The organism is Brevibacillus sp. RS1.1, assembly GCF_013284365.1.
In the GTDB taxonomy this organism is placed as follows: Bacteria; Bacillota; Bacilli; order Brevibacillales; family Brevibacillaceae; genus Brevibacillus; species Brevibacillus brevis_D.
The window spans coordinates 1-25,224 of the sequence record NZ_JABSVA010000003.1; the positions used below are offsets into that span (position 1 = coordinate 1).

Here is a 25,224-nt window from a genome sequence, read left to right on the forward strand (position 1 = left end):
TTTGTGGCGTTCCTCGTCTGTGATGAATGAAATGGCAGAGAGATGGTCCGTAGGCTGAGCCATTATGGACTCAAACACTTTGATCAATTGAGCCAATACTTTATCCATGGTGATCTGATCGAATCGATTTGTTTCATAAATCAGCTTGAGCAATAGCTCTTCGCCAGGCGCCGCCACCAATGTCAATGGATAGTTCGTCTGCTCAACTGCTTTGATTGCGTTTAGTGACATGTCTGTATTCGCATTTGTTTCTGCACCAGACATGTAGTTCTCGAAAACGAGTATGCTGTCAAACAACGCCTGTCCAAGCGGCACTTCACTCCAGCTTTGAATATCTACGAGCGGTGTGAACTCGTACTGACGTATCGCACTCTGTTCCTGTTGGATGTTCTGCAGCCAGTCGATCACCGTCACTTGTTCCGAGAAAAGCATGCGAACAGGGAGTGTGTTGATAAACAGACCCACCATGGAGTCCACTCCACGCAAATCTGTAGGACGGCCCAGGTTGGTGGTCCCAAATACTACTTCCGACTCACCTGCGTAACGACTTAAAATCAACGCCCACGCCCCTTGGACCAGCGTATTCATCGTCAGTTGATGCCTACGGGCAAAAGCTTGCAGACTCGCAGTTGTTTCCTTCGATAAAAGTATCATTTGATCTGCGTATTCTTTTTGTTGCACAGCCCTTCCACCCGGTTTCCCCATGCTAAGAGGAGTTGGTGTACGGAAGCCACGCAGGTGTTTTCGCCAATACTGCTCTGATGCCTCAAGACTCTGCTGCTTTAACCAGGCAATATAAGTGGAAAACGGAGGAGCGACAGGCAGTTCTGCTTTGGTACCATCAACAGATGCCTGATAATAGGTCAACCAATCGTTCAGGACGATCGGAGTACTCCAACCATCCAACAATATATGGTGAAAGCTCCAAACGAGCTGACTGGTTTTTGAATCCAGACGAATTAACGACCAACGCATCAATGGCGGGTGAGTGAGATCAAAGCCTCGCTTGCGATCTTGTTCGAGATACGTTTGTAAGTTCGCTTCTTGCTTTTCTTTCGGTAAGTGACTCCAGTCCAGTTGTTCGACATGTGCTGTTACTTTTGTATGAACAACCTGATGCGGTTTATCTAATCCGATCCATAAGAAGGTGGTTCGGAGGATGGCATGACGCTCGACAACTTTTTGCCATGCATCTGAAAACATCTCCACATTCAAGTGATCCAAATTCACGACCAGTTGAACGACGTAGTCCCCGCCTGCTTGCTCATAAAGAGAGTGGAACAGCATCCCCTCTTGTAACGGGGTGAGTGTGTAAATGTTCTCGATCAGACGATTGTTTCCGATGAACTTGTCGAGGCTTGTTTGATCCAACTCCGCTAACGCGAAATCGGAAGGTGTATAGCCACCTGCCTCTTCAGAGCGACAATGGGCAACAATCGCTTGCAATGATTGCACATAGTCACGAGCGAGCTCTTCAATCGTTTGTTGTTCGTACATATCGCCACTGTACGTCCAGGTCATTTCTAACTGATCTCCCGCCACCATGCTCTGGAAATCAAGGGTATGGATTCGGACTTCATCCCTGCTCAAATTGGATGCTGACCAGTTCGGAATGATCTGGAACAAGGAAGAATCAGCCGTTTGATCCTGATCAAATTGTCCTAAATAATTGAAGCTAATCTCAGGTTGCCGATAAGCTTGCAGGGTATTTATCGTTTGTTCATCTTTGCTTAAATAACGATGAATGCCGTAGCCAATCCCTTTGTCAGGAATCGAGCGCAATTGTTCTTTGACTGATTTTATCAGGGAACCCCAAGGCGTTTGTGGCTCCATTTCCAGCAAGACCGGGTACATGCTAGTGAACCAGCCTACTGTTCGGGAAATGTCCACGCCATCGATGATCTCTTCACGCCCGTGTCCCTCAACGGAAACATAAAGTGTCTGTTGCCCCGTCCAGTTGTTATAGGCTCGGATCAAAGCACTGAGTAACACATCGTTAATCTGAGTACGGTAAGCAGCTGGTACCTCCTGCAACAAGGCACGTGTCTCGTCCACGCCCAGCTTTACCTTTACTTGAACGGCCAGACCTTCTGTGTTCTTTCCATTCGGATGGTCAACAGGCAGGTTTACTACATGACTGGTATCGAGAGTCGCCCAGTATTCGTCGACTACGCTTTGCTCTGCGTACTGTGTCAACTGTTCTGACCATCGCTTAAAAGAAGTCGTCTTCTGAGGCAAATTGATCTGTTGCAACTCTATCAATTGTTGATAGGCTGTTTGCAAGTCTTCCAGAATAATTCGCCAGGAAACCCCATCGACAGCGAGATGATGAATCGCAATGAACAGACGCTGTTTGTCCTCGCATTGGAAGTATGCAGCACGAAGCAATGGTCCTTTTTCGATATCCAGACTTTCTTGTAGCTCGTCTGCAATGGCTTGCATTTGTTCCTCTATTTCTGTTTCACGTACAGCCGTCGTCAAATCTACTACCTGAAATACATCCTCATCCGAAACGACATCAAGATATTGCTCCCATTTCCCGTTGACGTTCCGAAAGCGCAGGCGCAAGGCATCATGGTGTGCAAGAATCGCCGCAAAAGCTTTTGCTAACAAACTCGCATCCATTTCTTCACGCACAGCAAGCATGACAGATTGATTCCAGTGGTTGACATGGCAAATTTCCTGTTCAAAGAACCACGTCTGAATGGGTGTCAGAGGCAATTCGCCTGTAACAACCCCCTGCTCCCTATGCACTTGTGGTGCATCCTCAAGAACTACTACACTTGCAGCCAATTCTGCCAATGTTTGAGAGTCAAACAAGTGCTTTGGTGTAAATCGGATACCCGCCTGATTGGCACGCGCGACAATCTGAATCGTCAATATCGAGTCGCCGCCCAGTTCGAAAAAGTTATCGTGAATCCCGATTGACTCTACACCTAGAACTCCTTGCCAGATTTCGGCGAGCTTGTATTCTATTTCCGTTTGTGGGGCAACATAGCCATCTTCCCATTGGGCTCGCACGGTATCGGGTAACGGCAAAGCACGGCGGTCTACCTTTCCGTTAGGAGTGAGAGGCAGAGCATCCATCCGTATGATGACAGAAGGCACCATGTAGTCTGGAAGTCTATCTTTCAAAGACTGACGCAATTCATTCGTCTGTACCTCTTCTCCCTCATGAAGCACGGCATAAGCCACCAGTCGTTTGACACCAGGCGTCAAATCCTCCCTGACGATCACTACTGCTTCCGAAACAGCTGCATGTGCATACAAAGCCGACTCTATTTCCCCTAGCTCAACCCTGAATCCGCGAATGCTTATTTGATCATCAGCTCGTCCAATAAACTCCAAACTTCCATCTACCAAATATCGAACTAAGTCGCCAGTGCGGTACATCCGCGCCCCTTCATCTGTAGAGAACGGATTCGGTACAAAACTGGCTTCCGTCAGGTCAGGTCGATTCAGATAGCCGCGAGCCAAGCTTTTCCCCGCGATGTAAAGCTCCCCGACAACTCCTACAGGCACAGGCTTTCTGCTTGCGTCGAGTACATAGACAGATACGTTGTCAATGGGACGTCCAATGGAAGGTGCCGCTTCTCGTTCTCCCTGCACAGGCACGATGCCAGCAGTAGCCACGACGGTATTTTCTGTTGGGCCATACTGGTTTACCAGCGTAAACGGTAGATCAGCAGACGGGTACTGGTGCAAAGTATCTCCACCCGTCAACATGTAGCGCAATGCTGATTCGGCTGGCCAATTCACCGTAAGCAGACTCTCTGCCAAGGGTGTTGGTAAAAAGCTTATCGTGATACCAGATTCGACTATCCAATCACGCAGTTTTTCCGGTACGAGACGAATCTCTTCCTGCGGCAGGCAAATCGTAGCACCCGCCGTCAAATACGGCCAAATCTCCCATACCGAAGCATCAAAAGCTGTACCAGCTATTTGCGATGCACGGTCAGCAGCGTTTACGTTGTACGCTCGCTGATGCCAATGGATTAGATTCAAGAGTGATCGGTGCTCGATCTCGACTCCCTTTGGCGTTCCTGTTGAACCTGACGTATAGATGACATAGGCGAGCTGTTCAACTTTCGTCGTAACCGCCGGCGCAACCGAATTCATCGTAGCCATTCCATCCCAATCTCGATCCAAGCAAAGGAACGTTGCAGCCCCTTCTGGTAACGCACTTACCAAACGCTCTTGGGTTAAGACCAAAGACATCTGAGCGTTCTTGATCATAAAAGCGAGTCGTTCTTGCGGGTAAGCAGGATCCATCGGCACATAAGCGGCACCTGCTTTGAGAATGGCGAGTTGACCGATCAACATCTCGATGGAACGCTCCACGCAAATTCCTACCAAATCTTCCGAGCCAATCCCTTGTTTTAACAAGAAATGAGCGAGCTGATTGGCCTTCGCATCCAGCTCTGCATAAGTGATTGCACCTTGCTCACCTGAAACTGCAAGCTGATCTGGCAACTTTTGTGCGATCTCGGCAACAAGTTCGTGCACGCAAAGATCGCGGGAATAATCAACCTCAGTATCATTCCAACCGACGAGCAGCTGATCTCGCTCCCCATCCCCTAACAGTTCAACTTCTGTTATTTTCTGCGCTGGATTGGTCGCAACAGCTTGCAAAAGATTGCGGAAATGCTCTGCCATCCGCTCAATCGTCGTCCGATCAAATAGATCTGTACTGTATTCAAACACACCCTTGAGTCCGTCATCCTCGTCTTCAATCATGGTGAGTGTCAAATCAAATTTGGTCGTCTTGTTGAGACTGACTTCATTAGGTGTAATGGAGATCGTCTCGCCTTTACGTACACCCGTTGACATTCCCTGTACGGAGAAAAGTACTTGGAAAAGCGGCGAGTAGCTGAGGCTGCGCTCAATTTGTAATTCATCGACCAATTTTTCAAAAGGAATATCCTGATTGGCAAAAGCATCAAATGCCGTCTCACGAACACGTCGCAACAGTTCAACGAATGTAGGATCGTTCGACAGGTCCGTTCGAAGAACCAGCATGTTGACAAAAAATCCGATCAAGTTTTCTATTTCCTGACGATTACGTCCCGCAACAGGTGTTCCGATCAGAATATCTGTGGTATGCGTATAACGGTACATGAAGTGCTTGAATGCCGCTAAGAGCGTCATGAACAGCGTCGCGCCTTCTTGTCTTCCTAGCTCGCGTAGCTTTTGCCCTACTTCACTCGGCACGTAGAATGAATAATTGTCACCGCGATAGCTTTGTACGACTGTCCGTGGACGATCGGTCGGAAGGGGCAAAAGTGGTTCACTCTGTCCCAGCTTCTTTTTCCAATAACTGAGCTGCTGCTCCCATACATTGCCTTGCCAATTCTCTCGTTGCCAGACTGCGTAATCCCGATATTGAATGGGTAAATTGGTAATCGGTACTTCTGCTTCTTTGACGAATGCTTCATAGATGGTACTTAGCTCGTTCACCAATACATCCATGGACCAACCGTCTGAGATGATGTGATGCATATTTATCCAGAGAACGGACTCTTGTTCCTCTAGTCGGATCAACGCTGCCCGCATCAACGGCCATTGATCCAGCTGGAATGGCGTCGCGCCATCTTCTTCCACCATACTCATCCAGATCGTGTCTTTTTCCTCTGCTGGCAAGTCGCGTAGGTCAGTGACAGGAAGTGGAAAATGTACCTGTGTATGAATCACTTGGACCGCTCGTCCTTCTATGTCTTTCACCGTTGTTCGAAGTGATTCATGTCGGTTGATCATTTCATTCAAAGCACGTTCCATTACATTCGTATCGACTGCTCCACGCAGACGGAATCCGACCGGAATGTTGTACATGGCGCTATTCGGGATCAGTTGATCAAGGAACCATAGACGTTGTTGGGCGAAAGACAGTGGTAACTCTTGAGTACTGTCCAAGGAAAGCGGTTTGATCGGACTTTGCTTTATCGGCTCAGCACCTTGGCGAGTGATTTGAATTCGTTCAGCCAATTCTGCTACTGTCTGATAGGTAAAAATCTCACGCATCTGAAGCTGGGTCTGAAATACCTTGGATGTACGGGACAGCAATTGTGTCGCTAAAAGCGAATGCCCGCCCAATTCGAAAAAATTATCGTGAATCCCGACTCGTGATACACCAAGGACCTCCTCCCAAATTCGGGCGAGCAATTCCTCAATCGGATTGCGCGGCGCACTGTACGCGTAGCCTGTTTGCACATCGCCATCTGGAAGCGGCAATGCTTTGCGATCAATCTTCCCGCTCGAAGTCAGAGGGAACTCTTCCATTTGAATGAAATGAGACGGAACCATGTAATCCGGCAGCGTTTGGCGAAGCAGTGTACGTAATGAGGCAACCGTCCACATCTGATCGGCGATAATATAGGCGCATAGATACGCTTGATGGTTATGATCTGTTTGTGCCACTACCACTGCATCGCGAATCGATTCTTCTTCGATCAACCGGCTACGAATTTCGTTCAACTCGATCCGGAAGCCACGAATTTTCACTTGATGGTCAATGCGTCCGAGGTATTCAATGTTTCCATTCTTGCGATAACGAGCCAGGTCGCCTGTACGGTACATGCGTTTGCCTGCTTCAAACGGGTGGGGAACAAATTTTTCGTTCGTTAACTCTTCATTGTTTAGATAACCCCTCGCCAATCCAGCTCCGGCAATGCATAATTCACCAGGAACCCCGATTGGCTGTAACTGCCCATGTTGATTGACGATATGCATTTGGTAGTTGGCCAAAGGCTTTCCAATAGGCACAGGATTTTCTATCAAGTCTGCAGTGAGTGAGTAGCAGGAAGCATAAATGGTAGCTTCTGTCGGACCATAGATGTTCTCCACTTTCACTTCTGGCAATACTTTATATACTCTTGACGCAAGATCATTCGGCATGGCTTCCCCGGCAGCCATGATGTATCGCAGTCGGTTTGCCTCTTTTTGCCCCTCGAGATACTCGACAAAAAGAATGAGCATAGATGGAACAAAATTGACGTGAGTTACGTCATAATTAACGATGGATTCCCAAATTTTGGCAGGTTCTTTCTCTGCGCCAGGTTCGAGAATCACCAGTCTGCCGTTACCGAGAATCCAACCGAAGATTTCTGCGACGGATACGTCGAAGGTATAAGTCGTTTTTAACAAATACGCATCTTTTTCTTGAAGCGGATATTGCTCTTGCAGTGCGAAGATTTGGTTCAATAGACTCGCATGCTCGATCATGACGCCTTTCGGTTTGCCTGTTGAACCCGATGTATAGATGACGTATGCAAGATTACTCGTTTGGGCTACATTTGCAAGATTACCCGGTGCTCCCTGATAAAGCTCATCCGCCTCTAGATCAAAGATCCGATCAGCGAAATCAATTGTCTCTAAAAAACGTTTTTTTGTAAGAAGCAGTATACTGCCGCTGTCCTGTAAAATGTATTCAATGCGGTCCTTCGGATGAGCCGGGTCGATTGGTAAATAGGCGCCGCCTGCTTTAAAAATCGCAAGAATAGCAATGATCATCTCCGCCGAACGTTCTGTGAGCAAGCTGACAATGCTTTCCGGCCCGACCCCTTTTGCACGTAAAAATGTAGCAAGTTGATTTGCTTTTTCGTTTAGCTCAAGGTACGTAAGCTTTTGCTCTCCCATGACCAGCGCAATGTGGTGTGGTTGTTTCTCTGCACGCTCTTCAAAAATCTGGTGAATCAGATAATCAACAGGATAATGGCGATATGTATCATTAAAAGTATGGAGCTGAAGGTGCTTCTCTTCGGAATTGATTATTTCTAGATTTTTTAGAAGGATATCTGGTGTATTTGTCACTTGCGTCATGATAGTAATGAGTTGTTGATTGAGGTGTTGGAGTTGATCCTCCGTAAATACGGATGCATTGTATAAATACGTAACTGTGAGGGTATCGTCTGCGGTGACCATTATGTTTAGGTCGTAGTTGGTTTGTTCAAAGGCATGCAGCTTTGTGAGAGTGAATTCTTGGTTATATTGATTCAGACGGGTCAAAAGCTCTGCGCCCATCGGGTAGTTTTGGAACAGAATAATATGATCGATCAGTTGTTGATTTTTTTGAATGTCCGCGAGAGAAAGATAATGATATTTTTCCAGCGAGCTTGACTCTTCTTGTACTTGTTTCACCAGATCAGAAAACGTTTGATTGTCTCTCATTTGAACACGGATCGGTACGGTATTGATGAAAAGTCCAACCATCTGCTCGACGTTCGGGATATCGATTGGACGGCCAGAGACAACCGATCCGAATACAACATCATCGATATTGCTTTGGCGCTGCAACATGAGACCCCAAATTGTACGAAAGAGGTTGTTTACCGTTACTTGCAATTGTCTTGCGATATGATTCAACTCGGTCGTCAACGACTGACCAATCGTGAAGACCAGCTCTGCTTGATTGTATTTGATTCCGGTACCCTGCTTTTGAATAAATGTGGTCGGCTCATAGTCACTTAAATACCGTGACCAGTTGTCTTTTGCTTCTTCTGCATCCTGTTCCCCTAACCAGCTTATGTACTTACTGTACGGATAAACTTGGCCGAGATTTACTGGTTGTTCGTCTTTTACTTGTTGATAGATTTGAAAAAAGTCATGTAACACAATCGGAATGCACCAGCCGTCTAGCAAAATGTGATGGTGACTCCAGATCAGGGTATATGCATCAGAAGAGGTTTGGATAAGAGTGAGGCGAATGAGCACATCTTTTGCCAAATCAAAGTTTTTCTGACGTTCCTTTTTAGCATAATCCTCCAAAAAGATGGCTTGCTCGTCTTCAGAGAGGTCTGTGATATCTATCACCTGAACGTTTGTCTTTCTTTCCTTGAGTACAATTTGTCGTGGCTTCTGAACCTTCTCAAGGATAAAGACAGTTCGGAGAATATCGTGTCGCGCGATCAGCGCGTTTAAGCTTTGTTCGAGAATAGCTGGATCGATGAATCCTCTAATGGTAAAACGCAATTGTTCAAAATAGGACTCTGTTCCTTCGTCCAGGAGGGAATGAAATAACATTCCCTCTTGCATGGGAGATAACGGATATATATTGGCGATCTTTTTACTTGACACGTCTACTCTCCTCCTGAGGTACATTTACTTACAAATCGCCTATCAAGTCCATAATGTCGTCGAGTTCTTCCAGAGAGAGCTTCTTGTCCACGAAATCACTCGGTGTTAACTCAGAATCTTTCTTTTCTATACAATGAAAAATAATAGCGTTCAAATGAAATTGATAGAGTCCCATGAGTTTGTCTATCGTCGTTTTGTGAAACTCATGGCGATTGTAATTCAAATAGATAGCCAGCTCTCCACCGATAATCTTGGCATAGATATCGAGCGGGTGCATGCGCTCGGCATGAGGTCCTAGTACTCTACCCCCTGGTAGATCCGATAGCGTGAACAGATCATTGTCCAGATCAGCATCGTACTGTCCCAGATAATTGAACACAACCTCGGGTTGGCGTGTGAAATGGATGTCTCGTTTGTGCTCGGAATCTGTGAGATGCTTTAGGATGGCATACCCGATTCCTTTATTAGGAATGGCACGCATCGTTTCTTTGACCAGCTTGATCTGCTCCCCCAATTGGCCCGATTTGGCTACAGGCAGCACGACAGGGAAAAGGGAAGTGAACCAACCTACCGTACGGGAGACATTCAAGCCTTTGACAATCTCTTCACGTCCATGTCCTTCCAAAAAGACCCTAACATCGTTTGCCCCTGTCCATTCCTGCATTGCCATTCCAAAGGCAGTCAACAAGATCTCTTGCGTTTCCGTTTGGTAGGCGTGATTTGTATGGCGCAGTAATTGTTCCGTTTGCATTTTGGAGAAACGAACCGATGCTGTTATCGTCTCCAATTCGGTCTGATAAATGGTCTCCTGATCCTTTGGCAAGGGAGGGGACGGAATGGATTCGACTTTTTTCCAATAAGCTAGTTCATTGACAAGCTTCTTGCTATTGGCAAAGGTTTTCAGCTCTTTCGCCCATTTTTGATAAGAATGTGTTTTTTCCGGTATAGCAATTGGATTACCTGAGGCTACTTGCTGATAGGCGTTTCGGAAGTCTTCCAGAAGGATTCGCCAGGACACACCGTCAACAACCAAATGGTGAATCGCAAAAAACAGATGGTCACCTACTCTGGTCTTGAAGAGCGCTACTTGAATCAGAGGTCCCTCTTGTAAATTCATACTGGCTTGCAGACGGTTTGCTTCTTCTTCTACTTTGTTTCGAGCATTCAACTCTTCTGTAAAATCAAACACCTGGAGTACGAACAGATTACCATCGTCGCCCCGATTGAATTGGACAAATCCCTCATCCGATTCGGTAAAGCTCATGCGCAGGGCATCATGATGAAGGACTAGCGCATGGAGAGACTCCATCAGTAGCTCGCTATGAAAGCCCTCTCGGCTGAAAACCATCATTGCTTGATTCCAGTGCTGTCTGCTTGATGAAATCCGTTCAAAGAAGTAGTGCTGGATCGGTGTAAGTAAGACAGGCCCTGTAACCAGTCCCTGATCGATATTGATACTCTCGGAAATGATAAACGGTGCCATTCGTTCGATCGTTGGATATTTAAACAGATGATTGACTGCCATCATGAGATTCATCCGTTGCAGACGAGACGCGATCTGCAAACCCTTGATTGAATCCCCACCAAGCTCGAAAAAGCTGTCTTGAATCCCTACTCTCTCGATGCCAAGTACTTCTCCCCAAATTCCAGCAAGAATCTTTTCCATTTCGGAGCGCGGTGCTACATATTCCACTTCGCTTCTCACACTTCCATCCGGTTCGGGCAGGGCCTTGCGATCTAGCTTGCCGTTGGAAGTAAGTGGGAACTCCTTCATGAGAACGAAGTGGGCAGGTATCATATATTCTGGCAAATCACGGCGAAGCAAGTCGCGCAATTGACTGACTGTCCATTCCTTCGCGGAAAGCAGATAGGCGCATAAGTATGCCTGATTGTTCTGGTCCACTCGGGCCATAACCACCGCATCATCAATGGACTCTTCCTGAATCAGTTTGCTTCGAATTTCATCCAACTCGATGCGGTATCCACGAATTTTCACCTGATGGTCCATCCGTCCGAGATACTCGATGTTGCCATCCTCACGATAGCGTGCCAGGTCGCCAGTGCGATAGATACGCTTTCCAGCCTCTAATGGATGGGCAACAAACTTTTCAGCGGTCAGCTCTTCGTTATTCAAATATCCTCTCGCCAAGCTTATTCCAGCAATGCATAGTTCGCCCGGAACGCCTATAGGCTGCAACTGTCCGTACTGATTGACGATGTACATTCGATAGTTGGGCAGTGGCTTTCCGATGGGGACAGGATTCTCCAGTGAGTCTTTTGCGAGCGAATAACGGGACGTATAGATGGTCGCTTCTGTTGGCCCGTAGATGTTTTCCAATTTCACCTCCGGCAGTACTTCATACACCTTTGGCACGAGATCATCCGGCATCGCTTCCCCGCAAGCAAGGATGTACCGCAATCGGTTGGATTCGTTTGTCCCCTCCAGATATTCGACGAACGGAATCAACATGGATGGCACGAAATTGATGTGGGTAACCCCGTCTTTGACTACGGCCTGCCATATTTCTTTGGGGTTCTTTTCCGCCTCTGGCTCGAGAATGACTAACCTTCCATTCCCAGGAATCCACCCGAAAATTTCGGCAACAGAGATATCAAAAATGTAGGTCGTCTTCAGCAGGATTGCATCTTCACACGTAAGCGGATATTCATCCTGCATGGCATGGAGTACATTGAGCAGTCCCCCGTGTTCAATCATCACGCCTTTTGGCTTCCCGGTTGAACCCGATGTGTACATGACATACACGAGGTCATCCGGCATGTTAACCAATGGTAGATTGCTTGTATCTGGGGAAAAGCTACTCTCACTGTTCAGATCCATAACATTCGCTGTAAAGCTTGCTTTTTCAACGAAACGCGACTGTGCTACCACTAGCTTGGCGCCGCTGTCTGTGAAAATGTAGGAAATTCGGTCAGACGGACTGTTCGGATCGATCGGCAGATAGGCTCCACCTGCTTTTAACACGGCGAAAATGGCCACTATCATCTCAAAGGATCGTTCCACTATAAGCATCACCAGATCGTCTGGTTGCACCCCTTTTGCTCGGAGGGTATGTGCCAGTTGGTTTGCTCGTTCGTTCAGCTTTCGATACGTCATGCACTGTTCGCCGAGTACCAATGCGATCTTGTCCGGTGTAGCAGTCGCCCATTCTTCTAACAACTGCATGATCAATTTGCTGGGGTATGTTTTGGATGTATCGTTTACCCCTAGTAACAAATCGAGGCGTTGCTCTTGGGGCATTAGTTCAAACGTTTTAACTTGCTCCTCCAAGCCGTGAACAGCTTGCAAAAGGAGATGTTCAAACTGCGCAATCATGCGGTTGATCATGCTTTCATCAAACAACCGTGTGTTGTATTCAAAAACAATATGCAGCTCATTCTCCCGCTCCACTGCTTCGAGTGTCAGGTCGAACTTGCTAATCCTGTTATTGATATGACGCGTGTGATTTTCCAGCCCTGTCTCCGATGCGCTTTGCATCATGAACATCACATCAAACAGGGGATGGCGATTCCCGTCGCGTTTTGCGCCAGAGCCTTCGAGAATTTTATCAAAGGGAACGTACTGGTTTTGCAAAGCAGATAAAAGCTCTTGCTTAACCTGTTGCAGGTTATATAAAAAGCTTTCTTCATGCTCAATCGAGAGTAGAAGTGGCAAGGTATTCACGAACATCCCAAGTATCTCTCGGGCATCCGGATGCTGTCTTCCATCTGTTACGGTACCTAGTATGACTTGCTTGCTGTCGTTATTCATTTTGGATAGCCAGACAGATACGATGGTGAGCATCAGCATATAGAGGGTTCCATCATTTTTGGTTGCGGTGGTCTTGAGCTTTCTCGTGAGTTCTTTGTTTGCGCGATACGTGATCGTAGTCCCATCAAATGTCAGTTGCGGCGGACGTTTTCGTGTAGGAAGCTGGACAACAGGAAGCTCGCCCTCAAGGAGGGTTTTCCAGTAAGCAGCTTGCTGTTTGTATTCCTCGCTTGAATGCCATTCATTTTGCCAGTGCGCAAACGACTTATAGGTACTCTGTAAAGGGAGAAGCTGCTGTCGTTCGAGTAAAGTCTGTAATTCCCGTAACAAAATCGACTTGGATAAGCCATCCATGAGGATGTGATGGGAGTCGAGCCAGAGAACCTGTTTGTCAGGAGTTTCAATGATTCCAGCCCGGAGCAATGGCGCTTTTGCCAAATCAAATGGCTTGATGTGCTCTGCTAGTAGGCTGTGTAGTACCTCTTCTTCACCCGTTTGACGGACAAATGATAGTTCGGCGAACGTGACAATTCGTTTTACGATTTCGTCATCATGCATGTGATACGTGCTTCGTAATCCTTCGTGACGCATCACCAGCTCCTGCAAGGCCATCTGGATATGCTCCACATCTACGGAATGGGGAAAGTCAACCGTGAATGTCACGTTGTATGCAATCGACTCTACATCCTGCTGCTGAATGAAGTACATGCGTTTCTCCACCGCGGACGTCTCGTATTCCTGTTGTACGCCCAGCTCCTGCAATGGTTGTAGGTTCGTCTGCTCTTGCTCTGTGAACAAACGTTTCAATTGGCGAATCGTTGGATGCTTAAAAAGCTGGTCATATCTCAAATCGAATCCGATATTCTTGAACTGGGAAATGAGCTGCATGGCCTTGATCGAGTCCCCACCGCATTCAAGAAAATGGTCGTCGATTCCCACCTGCAAAACTCCTAGCACGCTGCTCCACACGTGAGCCAATTGTTGTTCAAGCTCATCAGTAGGCCCGACATAAATTTCCCTCAGCAGTTCCTCATCTCCCTGTACATCTGGCAGCGCCCGCTTATCTACCTTTCCATTCGTGGTGAGCGGTAGAGTCTCCATGCGAACAAAGTGGGTCGGGATCATGTAATCAGGAAGATCATTTCCGAGCCATTCCCTCAGCTCGTGAAAAGGGATTTCATCAGGAGCAACATAATAGCTAACTAAGAATTTGCGGCCATCCTCCCGTTCTTTGGCGATAACGGTTGCCATTTCGACCTTTGGATGATTCATGAGGAAAGGCTCAATTTCTCCTGGCTCGATTCGATATCCGCGAATTTTTACTAAATTGTCGAGGCGGCCCAAAAACTCGATGTTCCCGTCAGGCAACCAGCGTGCTCTATCTCCCGTACGGTACATGCGCTCACCTGTCTGCGGATGAGTGATGTATTTTTCAGCGGTCAAATCTGGTCGGTTCACGTATCCTCGTCCCAACGCTTCACCGAGGATAAATACCTCGCCCGCTACCCCAATCGGCTGCAATGCCAGCTTTTCGTCCAAAATGAGGATGTAAGTATGAGCGATAGGCTTGCCAATCGGAATACTCTGGTATTGCTTGTCCACCTCAAAAGTAGTAGCAACAATCGTGCACTCTGTCGGCCCATACAAGTTGTAAAGCTTGTAAGCACCGCGCCGTTCAACCCTTTTTAGTACATCCCCGCCTGTGAGCATCACTCGAAAAGAACGATTATCCATCTGCATGAACTGTTCTGCTGCTCCTGTCGGAAAAAAGCTGATCGTAATACCTTCTTGGTTACAATAATCATTCAAGGCAATCAGATCATACTTCAGTGCAGTTGGCACGATGTGTAACAAAGCGCCCGTGAGCAGATAGGGAAAAATATCTAAGGCAGATCCGTCAAATGCAAAACTGGAATAGACAAGGGCTTTGTCTTCAGAGCTCACTTCGAAGTACTGGCGATGCCATTCACAAAAGTTTACCAAGTTGCGATGCTCGATCATGACGCCTTTCGCCAAGCCTGTCGATCCCGATGTATACATGACATAGACGAGATCTGTTGATCGATTGACATGTGGTAGATTCTCTCTACTGTCGCTGAAGCTACCAGGGTCACACACATCGATCACTTCTACTTCGCAGATGCTTTTCGCCTTCTCTATAAGCGGAGTCTGTGTCAATAAAACGGGTGCACCACTGTCGTTTAACATATAAGCAATTCGTTCATCCGGATAATCCAGATCGATTGGGAGATATGCTGCTCCAGCCTTTAGAACGGCGAGAATACTCACCAACATATCCAGTGATCTGTCCATCATGAGCGCCACAAGATCGTCGGGCTTAATTCCTTTGGCACAAAGGTTATGGGCTAGCTGATTGGCTCGCTCATTAAGCTGTTTGTATGTCAGGGACTGGTCTTGATAGAGAACTGCTAGACTGTCCGGTGACACTTCGACTTGTCGTTCAAACAACTGATGATAGGTTTTATCGCTCTGCTTCTCCACTTGTGTTCGTTCCCCACAAAAACGCTTTAAGGCCAGCAGTTCTTTTACGGTGGTCATATTCAGGTTTTTGTAGAAATCCCTGTCTTTTTTGTAGTGAATCGTTCCACCAGATGGTTGCGGAAATGGTGTGATCCGCCCACTGACAATGTTTTCCCACTCTCGGATGAACAGGTCTTCAATCACTTGATTCGCTTTGTTGTAACAATCGATCAGTGTATCTTCTTCATCAAAAGAAATCTCTTCCTGAACAAGAATATTGCCTGTATCGATGTTCTCGTCTATGAGGTGGAGCGTAACCCCTTTTGGTGTCTCATCCCAAATACTCCAGAAAACAGGGTCTCTCCCCTTGTTCCAGGGCAAGAGGGATGTATGTAGATTGAGAATGCGCCCTTTGAAATGGGAAACGATTTCCTTACCCAGAATATAGCCGTACGCGTAACTGACAACGTAATCGACTTCTTCCAAATATTCGGTTTGTTGGTCCCATTTTTTCGTGCACACGATGACTTCGTGGTTTCTTGATTCCAAGTACTGGACAATCCTGTTTTCTTTGCTCATGAATGTTGTTAGGAATAGTATTCTCAAAAAAACATCACCAGCATTTCTCATAATTTCGTTGACAAAAAGTTGACTTCGATTGAAAATCATCCTAGATGGAAGTTGTGCCACTTTTTTACTTTTTGTTACATGATTTTACATATAACTCAAAAATATGGTTTTCTGCAAGTAGTTGTATGTAAATTTTTTTATTTTTTTGTGCCCAACAATTAGAGGAAAGAACGCAAAAAGGCGCTACTCTGCTAGTTTTGAGCGATGAAAGGAGGTAAGTTTACCACTGGTAAAAACTGACATTTTCTGACAACTCCCGTTTTCAACGCTACTCTTCGGTCAACATGACATTTCACTCTGAAATGAAATTGCCTCTGTGTCTCCATCTCCAGTTGTTTCTGACGATTTTTGTATTTAATGCATCACTTTTACAGTCTTTTAATATTCCGAATTGGATAAAAAGGTTACGATATGAGTACTGCACACGCAATTGGAGTCACAGAGAAATCTTAGGAAAGGGGATTTTTTTATGGAGCCTGCAATCGTCATTAAGGATCTCAAAAAATCATTTGGAGAAAAAAAAGTTCTCGATGGCATTTCCCTCTCGATTCCCAAAGGTACAATTTTTGGTCTACTTGGACCTAATGGAGCTGGAAAAACAACCTCCCTTCGAATCCTGTCCTGCCTTATTGAGCCTACGTCAGGAGAAGTCACCATTCTCGGTCACCAAATCAGCAAAAATAAAGAAGAGATTCGCAAAAAAATTGGTTGCGTAACAGAATCTCCCGGGGTGTATGACAAGCTTTCTCTGTTGGACAACCTGGAATTCTTCGCCTCCTGCTACCAGATGCCCAAAGCGAAGCGGGCTTCACGCATCGAGTATTTGCTGCGCCAGTTCGATTTGTGGGACAGAAGAAACGATCCTGCTGGCAGATTGTCAAAAGGAATGAAACAAAAACTTTCGATTGTTTGCGCGATTTTACACGATCCAGAGGTGCTTTTCTTAGACGAGGTCACAGCCAATCTCGACCCTGTCAGCACTCGGAAGCTGAAAGACCTGATTCGCGAGTGGGCTGCGTCTGGAAAGACGATCATCTTTTGCTCACATATCCTGGCAGAAATTGATGAGTTATGTCATGAATTCGCCATTATTAAGGGTCAAGTAATTCGTTTAACGACCCCACAGAAGTTCCGCGAAGAGTGGACCACCTACAATGTGCTTCTTGACGTAGGAGCGGATACGCATAAGTCGGAACAGATTATTAAAGCCGCCGAGGAAGTGGAGACGTATAAGCGCACCGAAGACCAGTTCCACCTGAGGGTAGCCAATCCGAAGGACTCGAACCCACAGCTGATCAAAAAGCTGGTCGCAGCGGATATTACGGTCAATTACATAGCTCCCATCTCCGTGTCACTGGAGGACTCCTATCTCAGCTTGTTGAACCAAGAAAAGGAGGCGATCTAGGATGCCGGGATTTGTTATTATCCGGGAATGGAAGGAGCTTTTCGCTGCACGCTCCGTATTGATTACGAATCTTGCTGCACCATTCGTTATATTGGTTGTCGCTCTGATCACCACAGTATTTGCCCAAAACGGTAAGATGGAGTTCATCCTTAACCTGATGAAATTGACCAATCCCCTCCTTAACATGGCAGGTGAAGATGGTCATATTGCCATTGCCCGCTTCTATTTCCTCTTGTTCCTGATCGTACCGGCGATGATCCCCTTAACATTTGCCACGACGAGCATCATCATGGAAAAAATGACAGGAACATTGGAAAGCGTACTGGTCACCCCAATTTCCACCAAGGAGTTTTTGCTGGGTAAGGTCCTAGCTTACTCCTTGCCTTCCATCGCTTTGACCTGGGTGGTCCAGCTAATCTTTCTAGGGTTCATCTTTGCAACCTTTGACAATGCCAGCGAGTATTTTTCCATCGTATTTATTCTCGCGATGCTCCTGCTGGTTCCATTTATTTCGATCATCAGTGTATCCATGAGCGTCATTGTTTCCTCCAAGGTTGACAACGTCGCAGCAGCCCAACAATTTGGTGCCATACTGGTGCTGCCAATCATCGGACTTGCTGTCAGTCAGGTCATCTTCCTTTCCATGATGAGCAATCCGGTAATCTATCTGGGAATGGTTACGCTTTGTGCGGTGGTTGCCCTGATTTTGTTCCAGACAAGTATTAAAGTGTTTGATCGCGAGCATATCATCAGCAAGTGGAAATAACCGAAAGTATAAAAATAACCACCTTATGAAATCGTTGTTGTTACACGATTCCATAAGGTGGTTTTACTATTTGGGTATTGTTTTTAGCTAATAATCGCTTTAAGGGTTTGGGTCATCGTGTGCCAGTCTTCTTCTTGCATGATCGTATCTAGAGGTCTCTTCAATTCTATGAGTACATCCTCTACATAATGCTCACGTCTCATCCCCACGAGGACGCTGTGTACCTCTGGAGTGGCGCGCATCGTTCTAATCGCTGCTTGGCTGAGGTTATCTGTTGTCATCAAATGCGGCTTCACCCTCGTCAGCTCTTTCGAGATATCCAGTGAACGCTGGTAGTCTTTGGGGGCGTAGTAGCTCTTCAAGGCTTCTGCTGTCTCCATGAGAGCTGCCTTGTAGGTATCCAGCCATTGCTGTGTCTGGTCGTCCAAGCCATCATGTTTTTTAATCGTATTACGAATATCTTCAATGACCGGCTCAAACAAGAAGTTTCTCACATTTTGCACATTTGTAGCCGAGTATAGCTTTTTCCAGTATTTGCGAAGTGTAGCACCAGATGATATTTTTTTCTTCAGCTCTTTCACATCTTCTTTCTCCATTTTCAGTAATGGCAAGACGCGATAGACGATCTGATCCTCTACATCATCTACACGATTCAGACAATCCTTGATTCGACGAGTAGCTTCTTTTTCATCAATGACCGAGCTCAGATCTAGTTGGATGTTCGTCAGGCGGAAGATTTTATCCTTCGCTGTCACATCTAACGTCCGGTTGGTCATGACACCAAGTCCCTTTTCCTTGGCAAATAACAAGGCACTCTTGCCTTGCGCATGACTTTTTTCCAGTATGGCACCAGATTCGTACATGTTCATTGGAAACTGGATGACGCGAAAATGGTGATTTGGTGTAATCTTTTCTGCAATGTCCCAGAGGGTATCTAGCGCAACAAAATCAAATTCCTTGACATTGCTGCCAAACGAATTGGCACTGACACCATAGCATTGAATCCGACCTGATTCGACTTCTTTCTCCAGATGTCGAAAAGCCTTCTCCATTCGCTCTAATAATTCATCATACGCTTCCTGTTGTTTGATCTTTTTCATTTTGGCCCATAGCAAATACCACTCTGGATTGTGCAGCATGTAGCAATCAATCGTGTCCACCTGCAAGCGCTGCAGGCTACGTGTCAGCTGGTCTTGAAGGTACTCTGGGTGGATACATATCGACATTCCTTCGTGTACCGTCGTGAAGTCTTGATACGGTTTTCCTTCCGCTGTCCTCTTCGTCGTCTCCTCGGAATCTTCGCCTTGGACGATACCGGCCTTAGACACGATTACAAGCTCTTCCCGCTTTATTTTTTCTTCACTGATCAGCTGCTTCAGCACATGACCGATGACTTTCTCAGCGCTACCATTTGTATACATACTACTTGTGTCAATCAAGTTAATTCCTTCGAGCAGCGCTTTGCGGAGTGCCTGCTTGTACTGCTCATCCTGTTCATCAATCCGGTACGTTCCGAATCCAACCTGACTGATCCACACATCGAAGCTGCCAAATTGCTTATAGAAAAGATGGGGATTGGCCTGTGCTAGGCGCTGTGTCCCCTCTCGTGTTGCTTTTCCTGTCATCATCCAATCCCCCTATACCCGGCAAGATAATTTTGAAGAGTTGACCCGACAATAGAAATGACTTGGTCCTGTTGAGAATGGATGAAAAAATGGTCGCCTTCCAGTATATGCGTTTGAAAAGAAGCGTTGGTATGTTCTCTCCAGGCTTCGAGATGTGTTACAGAAAAATCCGGGTCCTGCCAACCGCCAATGGCCGTCACTCCGGACTCCAGCGGTTCCCCGTCTTGATAGCGATACGTCTCGCATATCGAGAAATCGGCCCGAAGCGTAGGGAGAAGCATATTCAGAATCTCCTTGTCCTCAAAAATTTCCTTTGGCGTGCCATTCATTGTTCGAACTCCCTCCAGAAACTCTTGATCCGGGAGATGATGAATGGCTTCACCCGGATCTGGCAGATGCGGGGCATGGTATCCGGATGCAAACAAGTGTTGCGGCTTGAGGTTGTAATGTTTGCGTAAATATCTGGCCAGTTCAAAGCTAACCAGCGTTCCCATGCTATGTCCAAAAAACGCAAACGGTCGATTTAGATACGGAAGAAGCGCTTCTGCCAAATCACGAATCATTACAGACAAATCCGTGTAGCAAGGCTCTAAGAAGCGATTACTTCTGCCGGGAAGCTGCACAGGACAAACGCCAATTTGAACGGGCAGCTTTTTTTGCCAATCCCGATAAATACCAGCGTGACCACCAGCATAGTGAAAGCAAAATAATAGCACTTCTGCCTCTGCTGTCATTTTTGCAGAGAGTAGCCATCGGTTCTGGGAAACGTTCATCTTTTGCATAGGTATCCTCCTCGTTATTCCTTAGGGAACAATGCGAATTTTTGCCTGATCTTTTAATTGGGATTGTCCCTTGATCACTACCTTGTCTCCTGGTTTCACTCCGGAACCGATAAGCGTCTTCTCCGTTCCTTTCGAAGCAATCGAGATTTCCTTCTCGGCTACTCTCTCGCCATTCACAACGTAGGCTACTGATTTCCCATTTCGCTCAAGGATGGCATCTGTCGGTATGAGAATCCCTGCTTGTCCGTGGCTGGAAGAGACTTCTGCCTTCATTCCGGGAAGTAGCGTACCTTTTGGATTCGGCACTTCTATTTCCACGGGGAAAAGCTTAGATTGGTCAGCAGCCTTTAGTCCCACGTAGGTAATGCTGCCGTTGACCTTGATATTTTGAGAGGGAACCTGCAAATTTAGTTGTGTTCCTTTTTTGAAGCTAGCCAACGATTTTTCGGACACATTCACCTTCACAATCATCGGGTCAAGGTTAATGACTGTTGCAACAGGCTTTTGCGGATTGATCGTATCGCCTTCTTGGACTTGGATATCGGTGACAATGCCGTCAATTGTTGATTTGATCAGCGTGTTTTCCAACGCATTCCTGGAAATGTCCACTTCAACCTGTCCCTGTTGCACACTTGCTTGCGTGACTCGTCCATTTTTATCGGCTGTATTCACTTGCGACCTGGCATTAATTAAAGCAGTTTGCGCCTGATCCAGCTGGCTTTGATACTGGTTTTTTGCTTGCAGATACGCGTTTTCTGCATTCTCAAGCTCACCTTTGGACAAAGCTTTCTCTTCAAACAGCTTTTTCGAGCGGTTGTAATTTGCCTGGGCCAGCGTCAAGCCTTGTTCCATCGTTCGCTTGACACTCGCAAAGGTTTGCTCCGCCTGCTTCAGTTGGCTGTTTGCCAATTCGCCAGACGTCCCCATTTTGTTGGAATGCTCTAGATTCGCCTTGGCGACTGCTAATGCCGCCTCCGCTTGGCGCAGTTTCAATTGCGCTTCGGTTTGATCCAGCTTTCCGATGACTTGTCCTTTTTTTACGGTGTCCCCTTTTTTCACCAGGATTTGTGAGACGGTTCCGGTAGTTTTGCCGTAAATACTCACATCCGTGTTAGCGAATACCTCCGCCAGCAATCTGCCGGAGTCTTTGAGTTCTCCTTCTATGACTTCCTCTACTTGAACATCAACGGAATTCTCCACTTTAATGGTTTCAACCTCAGTACTCGACTGGCTTTCGTTTGATGTTCTTCCTTCTTTCGAATTGGTATTGTCTACGGATTGTGAACTGCATCCCGAGATGATGGTCAAGCCTAAAAGACATGCCACGCCTGAGCTGATTAGCTTCGTCTTCTTCATTGTTCGTAAACTCCTCCCTCTGCCTTACCCAGACTTTTTCATATCGCGTAAACTTCTCAGCACGGAAATAAACATATCCTCACTTGGCTCGATCTCCGCTTCTTTGGTATCAGGGGCAAAAAACTCTTTTTTGATCCGATACAGTAATTCATACCCGATAGGAACCACGAATAAGGTCAGGATCGTCGAAGTAACGAGTCCGCCAATGACCACAATCGCCAAGCTTTTGGTCATCAAGGCTCCTTCAGAAAAGCCGAGGTAAAGTGGCAAGAGTGCGCTGACTGTCGCAACAGCCGTCATAATAATGGGGCGTACGCGGGTAACGCCAGCTTCAACAACTGCCTCACGCATAGAAGTCCCTTCCAGTCTTCGCTGCTGAATATTGTCCACATACACGATTGCATTCGTAACAACGATTCCGACCAGCATCAAAAAGCCGATAAGTGCCGTTATATCGAGAACGGTATCCGAAACGAACAGGCCAAATAATCCGCCAATCACAGCAAGTGGCAAGGACAATAGAATCGCGAGCGGAGCTGTAGCATTGCCAAACGTGATGAGCATGACGATGTAGACGATAAAAATCGCGGCACCAATGGCTAAAAGCATATCTTTAAAGCTTTTTTCCATGTCGCTTGAGACGCCTTCAGATGACAGTGTAACTCCGGCGGGCAATTTTTCCGCTTGCAACATCGCAAACAGGAAATTACTCGCTCCTCCTTTGTTGTCACTCGTGATATCTGCTGTAATTTGTACGAATTGTTTTTCGTCCTTGCGCATGATTTGGGATTGAACTTTTTCTTGATCAATCTCGGCAAAGTCCACCAAACGAACTTGTTGCTTGCTTGGCGTTTGAATGTAAATATTGTTCAGTTCCTCTAGCGATTTCGCATGGTTTTCACCGAGACCAAAGAAGAGACTATAGTCTTTGTCGTCGACTTTGATCTTGCCAATTCGGGTATCCGAGACCAGGAGGTTGACCTCTTGAGCCACCTGTACAGGGGAAACTCCCAGTTCCGAGGCTTTGTCTCTATCGACTTTGATAACAACTTCATTTTTGAAATCGTTCAGATTGTCCTTCACGTTGGTCAACAGGGGACTTACTTTCAAGTTTGATTTGACAATTTCGCTTGCCTCTTTCAAGCGAACCAGATCTGGTCCATACAGGATCACCTTGAACTTGTTGGTATCGCTGCTACCAGGTTTCGTCAAGGCCATCTCAGATCCTAGTGGAATCATCGGTTTGACGATTCCCTCAAATTTCTTGATGGTTTGGTCGAGATTCACATCTTGCCCTATTTTGATTAGCAAGAGGGCTTGGTTCGATTGGCGTATTTCCGCTTCATTTTCAGAGCCAAGATTGATTTCTATGTACTCTACTTCAGGCTGCTCCATCAATTTACTTTCAACCTGAGCAACCGTTTGATCGAGTCCATCTAGTTGTGTACCTTTTGGCATCGTTACTTGTGCGAATATGTACTTCGCTTCCGGATCAGGAAACAATCCGTATTTCATGTATGGGAGAAGCGCTAGACTTGCGACAAATAGAACGAGTGACAGAAATCCGACAGCGGGCTTGCGGTTGAGTGACCATTGAAGTAACTTTCTGTACGTGTCAGACCCTTTCCCTTGTTCATGTTCCTTGATATTGTGGTCTTTTAAGATCATTAGCTTGGCTAACAGTGGAACAATCGTCACGGCTACTAATAGTGAGGCAAACAGCGAGCATACAACCGTTAGAGCAAATGGGCGGAATACTTCTCCGATCATCCCTCCAACAAACACAATGGGTAAAAATACGGCGGTTGTCGTAAAAGTCGATGAGGTAATGGCATGTAGCATTTCGTGGGTGGCAATTTGAATCAAGTTTTCCTTGCGTTCTTTGTTCAATTGCAAATGGCGGAAAATATTCTCGATGACGACGATACTGTCATCCACAACTCGTCCTACAGCCACTGCCATCCCAAATAGTGTGATCATATTGAGAGTAATCCCCATCCAGGACATGAAGATCAGACTTACTAGGATGGAGGTTGGGATAGAGACAAGGACGATGAGGGTTGCTTTTACATGACGCAAAAAGAACAAAATGACTACAGAAGCCATAATAGCTCCAAGCAAGCCTTCTTTGAGCATGCCGTTAATCGAATTCTTGATATCGACAGAAGTGTCATAAATCGTGGTAAAGGTTAAGTCCGGGTACTCTTCTTTCAAACGGGATAATTTTGCGTTAATCGCATCACCGGTTTCTACCGCATTGGCGTCACGTGTTTTGTAAATATTGATGTTAATTCCATTCTTGCCGTTATAGCGGCTGATCGAATTAACGACTTCATCAAAATTGACTTCAGCGATATCGCCAAGCCTGACGTAGGTAAGCCCATTTGTGGGGTCACTTGGGAGGAAAATCTTCGTGTTTCGAATATCATCCACATTGAGGTAACGGCTTACCACGCGAATGATGCGCTCCTCCCCATCCTCGGTGATCGAACCGATTGGCAGGGCTACGTGATTGTCAAGTAAAAGCTGTTTCAGCTGCAATGGAGAAATTCCGTAGTAGTTTAGCGCATCTACCTTTGGCAGGATTTTCATTTCTTTGAATTGCCCGCCTATTGTTGATACTTTATCAACACTTTCAATACCTTCTAACTCTTTGAGCACTGTTTCTTTTACGTCGTTGTCAAAATGATCGAGTCCACTCTCCTTATCCTGTCCTGTCACAAACAGATAATAGACGGGTTGATTGCTGAAGCCCTGAATCATTACTTGCGGTCTGTTTACTTTGCTGGGAAGCGCAATACTGGAGATTTTTCTTTCCAGCTCGTCCCTGACTGCTTGTACATCTGAACCAGTCTCCAAGTAGACCTGTAGCGTGGAACTATTGTTGCTTGAATATGACTCCACTGCCTTAACGCCTGTTACATGGCCAACTTCACGTTCCAATGGCTTCGTTACATCATCGAGAACATCTTCTGGAGATGCATCCGGATAAGTAGTATTGACTAGAAGCACGGGGAAAGTGATATCCGGCATGTTCTCTACCTTGAGAGACATGGCGGCAATGATTCCGCTGACTACGATAAGCAGGCTCATAATAATAATAGCTGTGGAGTTTCTGAGAGAAAAATTCGTTAGAAAGCGCAAGGCATGCCCCCCTCATTCCTAATAAATTCCATTCTCTATATTACCCCTCATTTTTTCCGTATTCAATAAATTTCCATAAAAATTAAAATTTGTTTTCTGTTTCGCTCTTTTACCAAACAGAAAGAAGACCAAAAACCATCTTCCGACGGGGTTTTTGATCTACTTTCTTGAATAACGTCTCCAAATGTAAAGAAATT

7 protein-coding genes and 1 pseudogene are annotated in these 25,224 nt (G+C 46.2%); 2 read left to right on the top strand and 6 right to left on the bottom strand.

Going from position 1 to position 25,224, the window contains the following annotated elements; translation table 11 throughout:
* Together lgrB and lgrA are read right to left on the bottom strand one after the other, a co-directional pair.
* Positions 1 to 9,093 (bottom strand): annotated as a pseudogene (gene lgrB / locus HP570_RS10645) (linear gramicidin non-ribosomal peptide synthetase LgrB); the annotation flags it as partial.
* Between the two features lie 4 nt (positions 9,094 to 9,097).
* A complete protein-coding gene (gene lgrA / locus HP570_RS10650) occupies positions 9,098 to 15,925 on the bottom strand; it encodes a linear gramicidin non-ribosomal peptide synthetase LgrA (protein WP_173625722.1) in 6,828 nt (2,275 codons plus the stop codon).
* 493 nt (positions 15,926 to 16,418) lie between these two features.
* Here lgrA and HP570_RS10655 point away from each other — a divergent pair, with 493 nt between their 5' ends.
* The gene (locus tag HP570_RS10655) at positions 16,419 to 17,354 is read left to right on the top strand and encodes an ABC transporter ATP-binding protein (RefSeq protein WP_173625723.1); all 936 of its coding nucleotides are present in this window, start codon (positions 16,419 to 16,421) and stop codon (positions 17,352 to 17,354) included.
* A 1-nt stretch (position 17,355) separates the two neighbouring features.
* Positions 17,356 to 18,120: an ABC transporter permease gene (locus tag HP570_RS10660; RefSeq protein WP_015891186.1), complete on the top strand. Its 765-nt coding sequence runs from the start codon at positions 17,356 to 17,358 to the stop codon at positions 18,118 to 18,120.
* A gap of 83 nt (positions 18,121 to 18,203) precedes the next feature.
* On the opposite strand, the gene HP570_RS10665 is transcribed toward HP570_RS10660, so the two are convergent.
* Genes HP570_RS10665 through HP570_RS10680 form a run of 4 tightly spaced genes read right to left on the bottom strand, consistent with a single transcriptional unit; the run spans position 18,204 to position 25,027 of the window.
* Positions 18,204 to 19,748: an aldo/keto reductase gene (locus tag HP570_RS10665; protein ID WP_173625724.1), complete on the bottom strand. Its 1,545-nt coding sequence runs from the start codon at positions 19,746 to 19,748 to the stop codon at positions 18,204 to 18,206.
* Positions 19,745 to 20,527 (bottom strand): linear gramicidin aldoreductase LgrE, encoded by a 783-nt coding sequence (gene lgrE, locus HP570_RS10670; protein ID WP_082909791.1) that lies wholly within the window; start codon positions 20,525 to 20,527, stop codon positions 19,745 to 19,747. The genes HP570_RS10665 and lgrE overlap by 4 nt, the downstream gene beginning before the upstream one ends.
* Positions 20,528 to 20,548: 21 nt before the next feature.
* Complete coding sequence (locus HP570_RS10675) at positions 20,549 to 21,883, bottom strand: efflux RND transporter periplasmic adaptor subunit (RefSeq protein ID WP_173625725.1); 1,335 nt, start codon at positions 21,881 to 21,883, stop codon at positions 20,549 to 20,551.
* Between the two features lie 24 nt (positions 21,884 to 21,907).
* Complete coding sequence (locus HP570_RS10680; RefSeq protein ID WP_173603595.1) at positions 21,908 to 25,027, bottom strand: efflux RND transporter permease subunit; 3,120 nt, start codon at positions 25,025 to 25,027, stop codon at positions 21,908 to 21,910.
* Between the last annotated feature and the right edge of the window lie 197 nt (positions 25,028 to 25,224).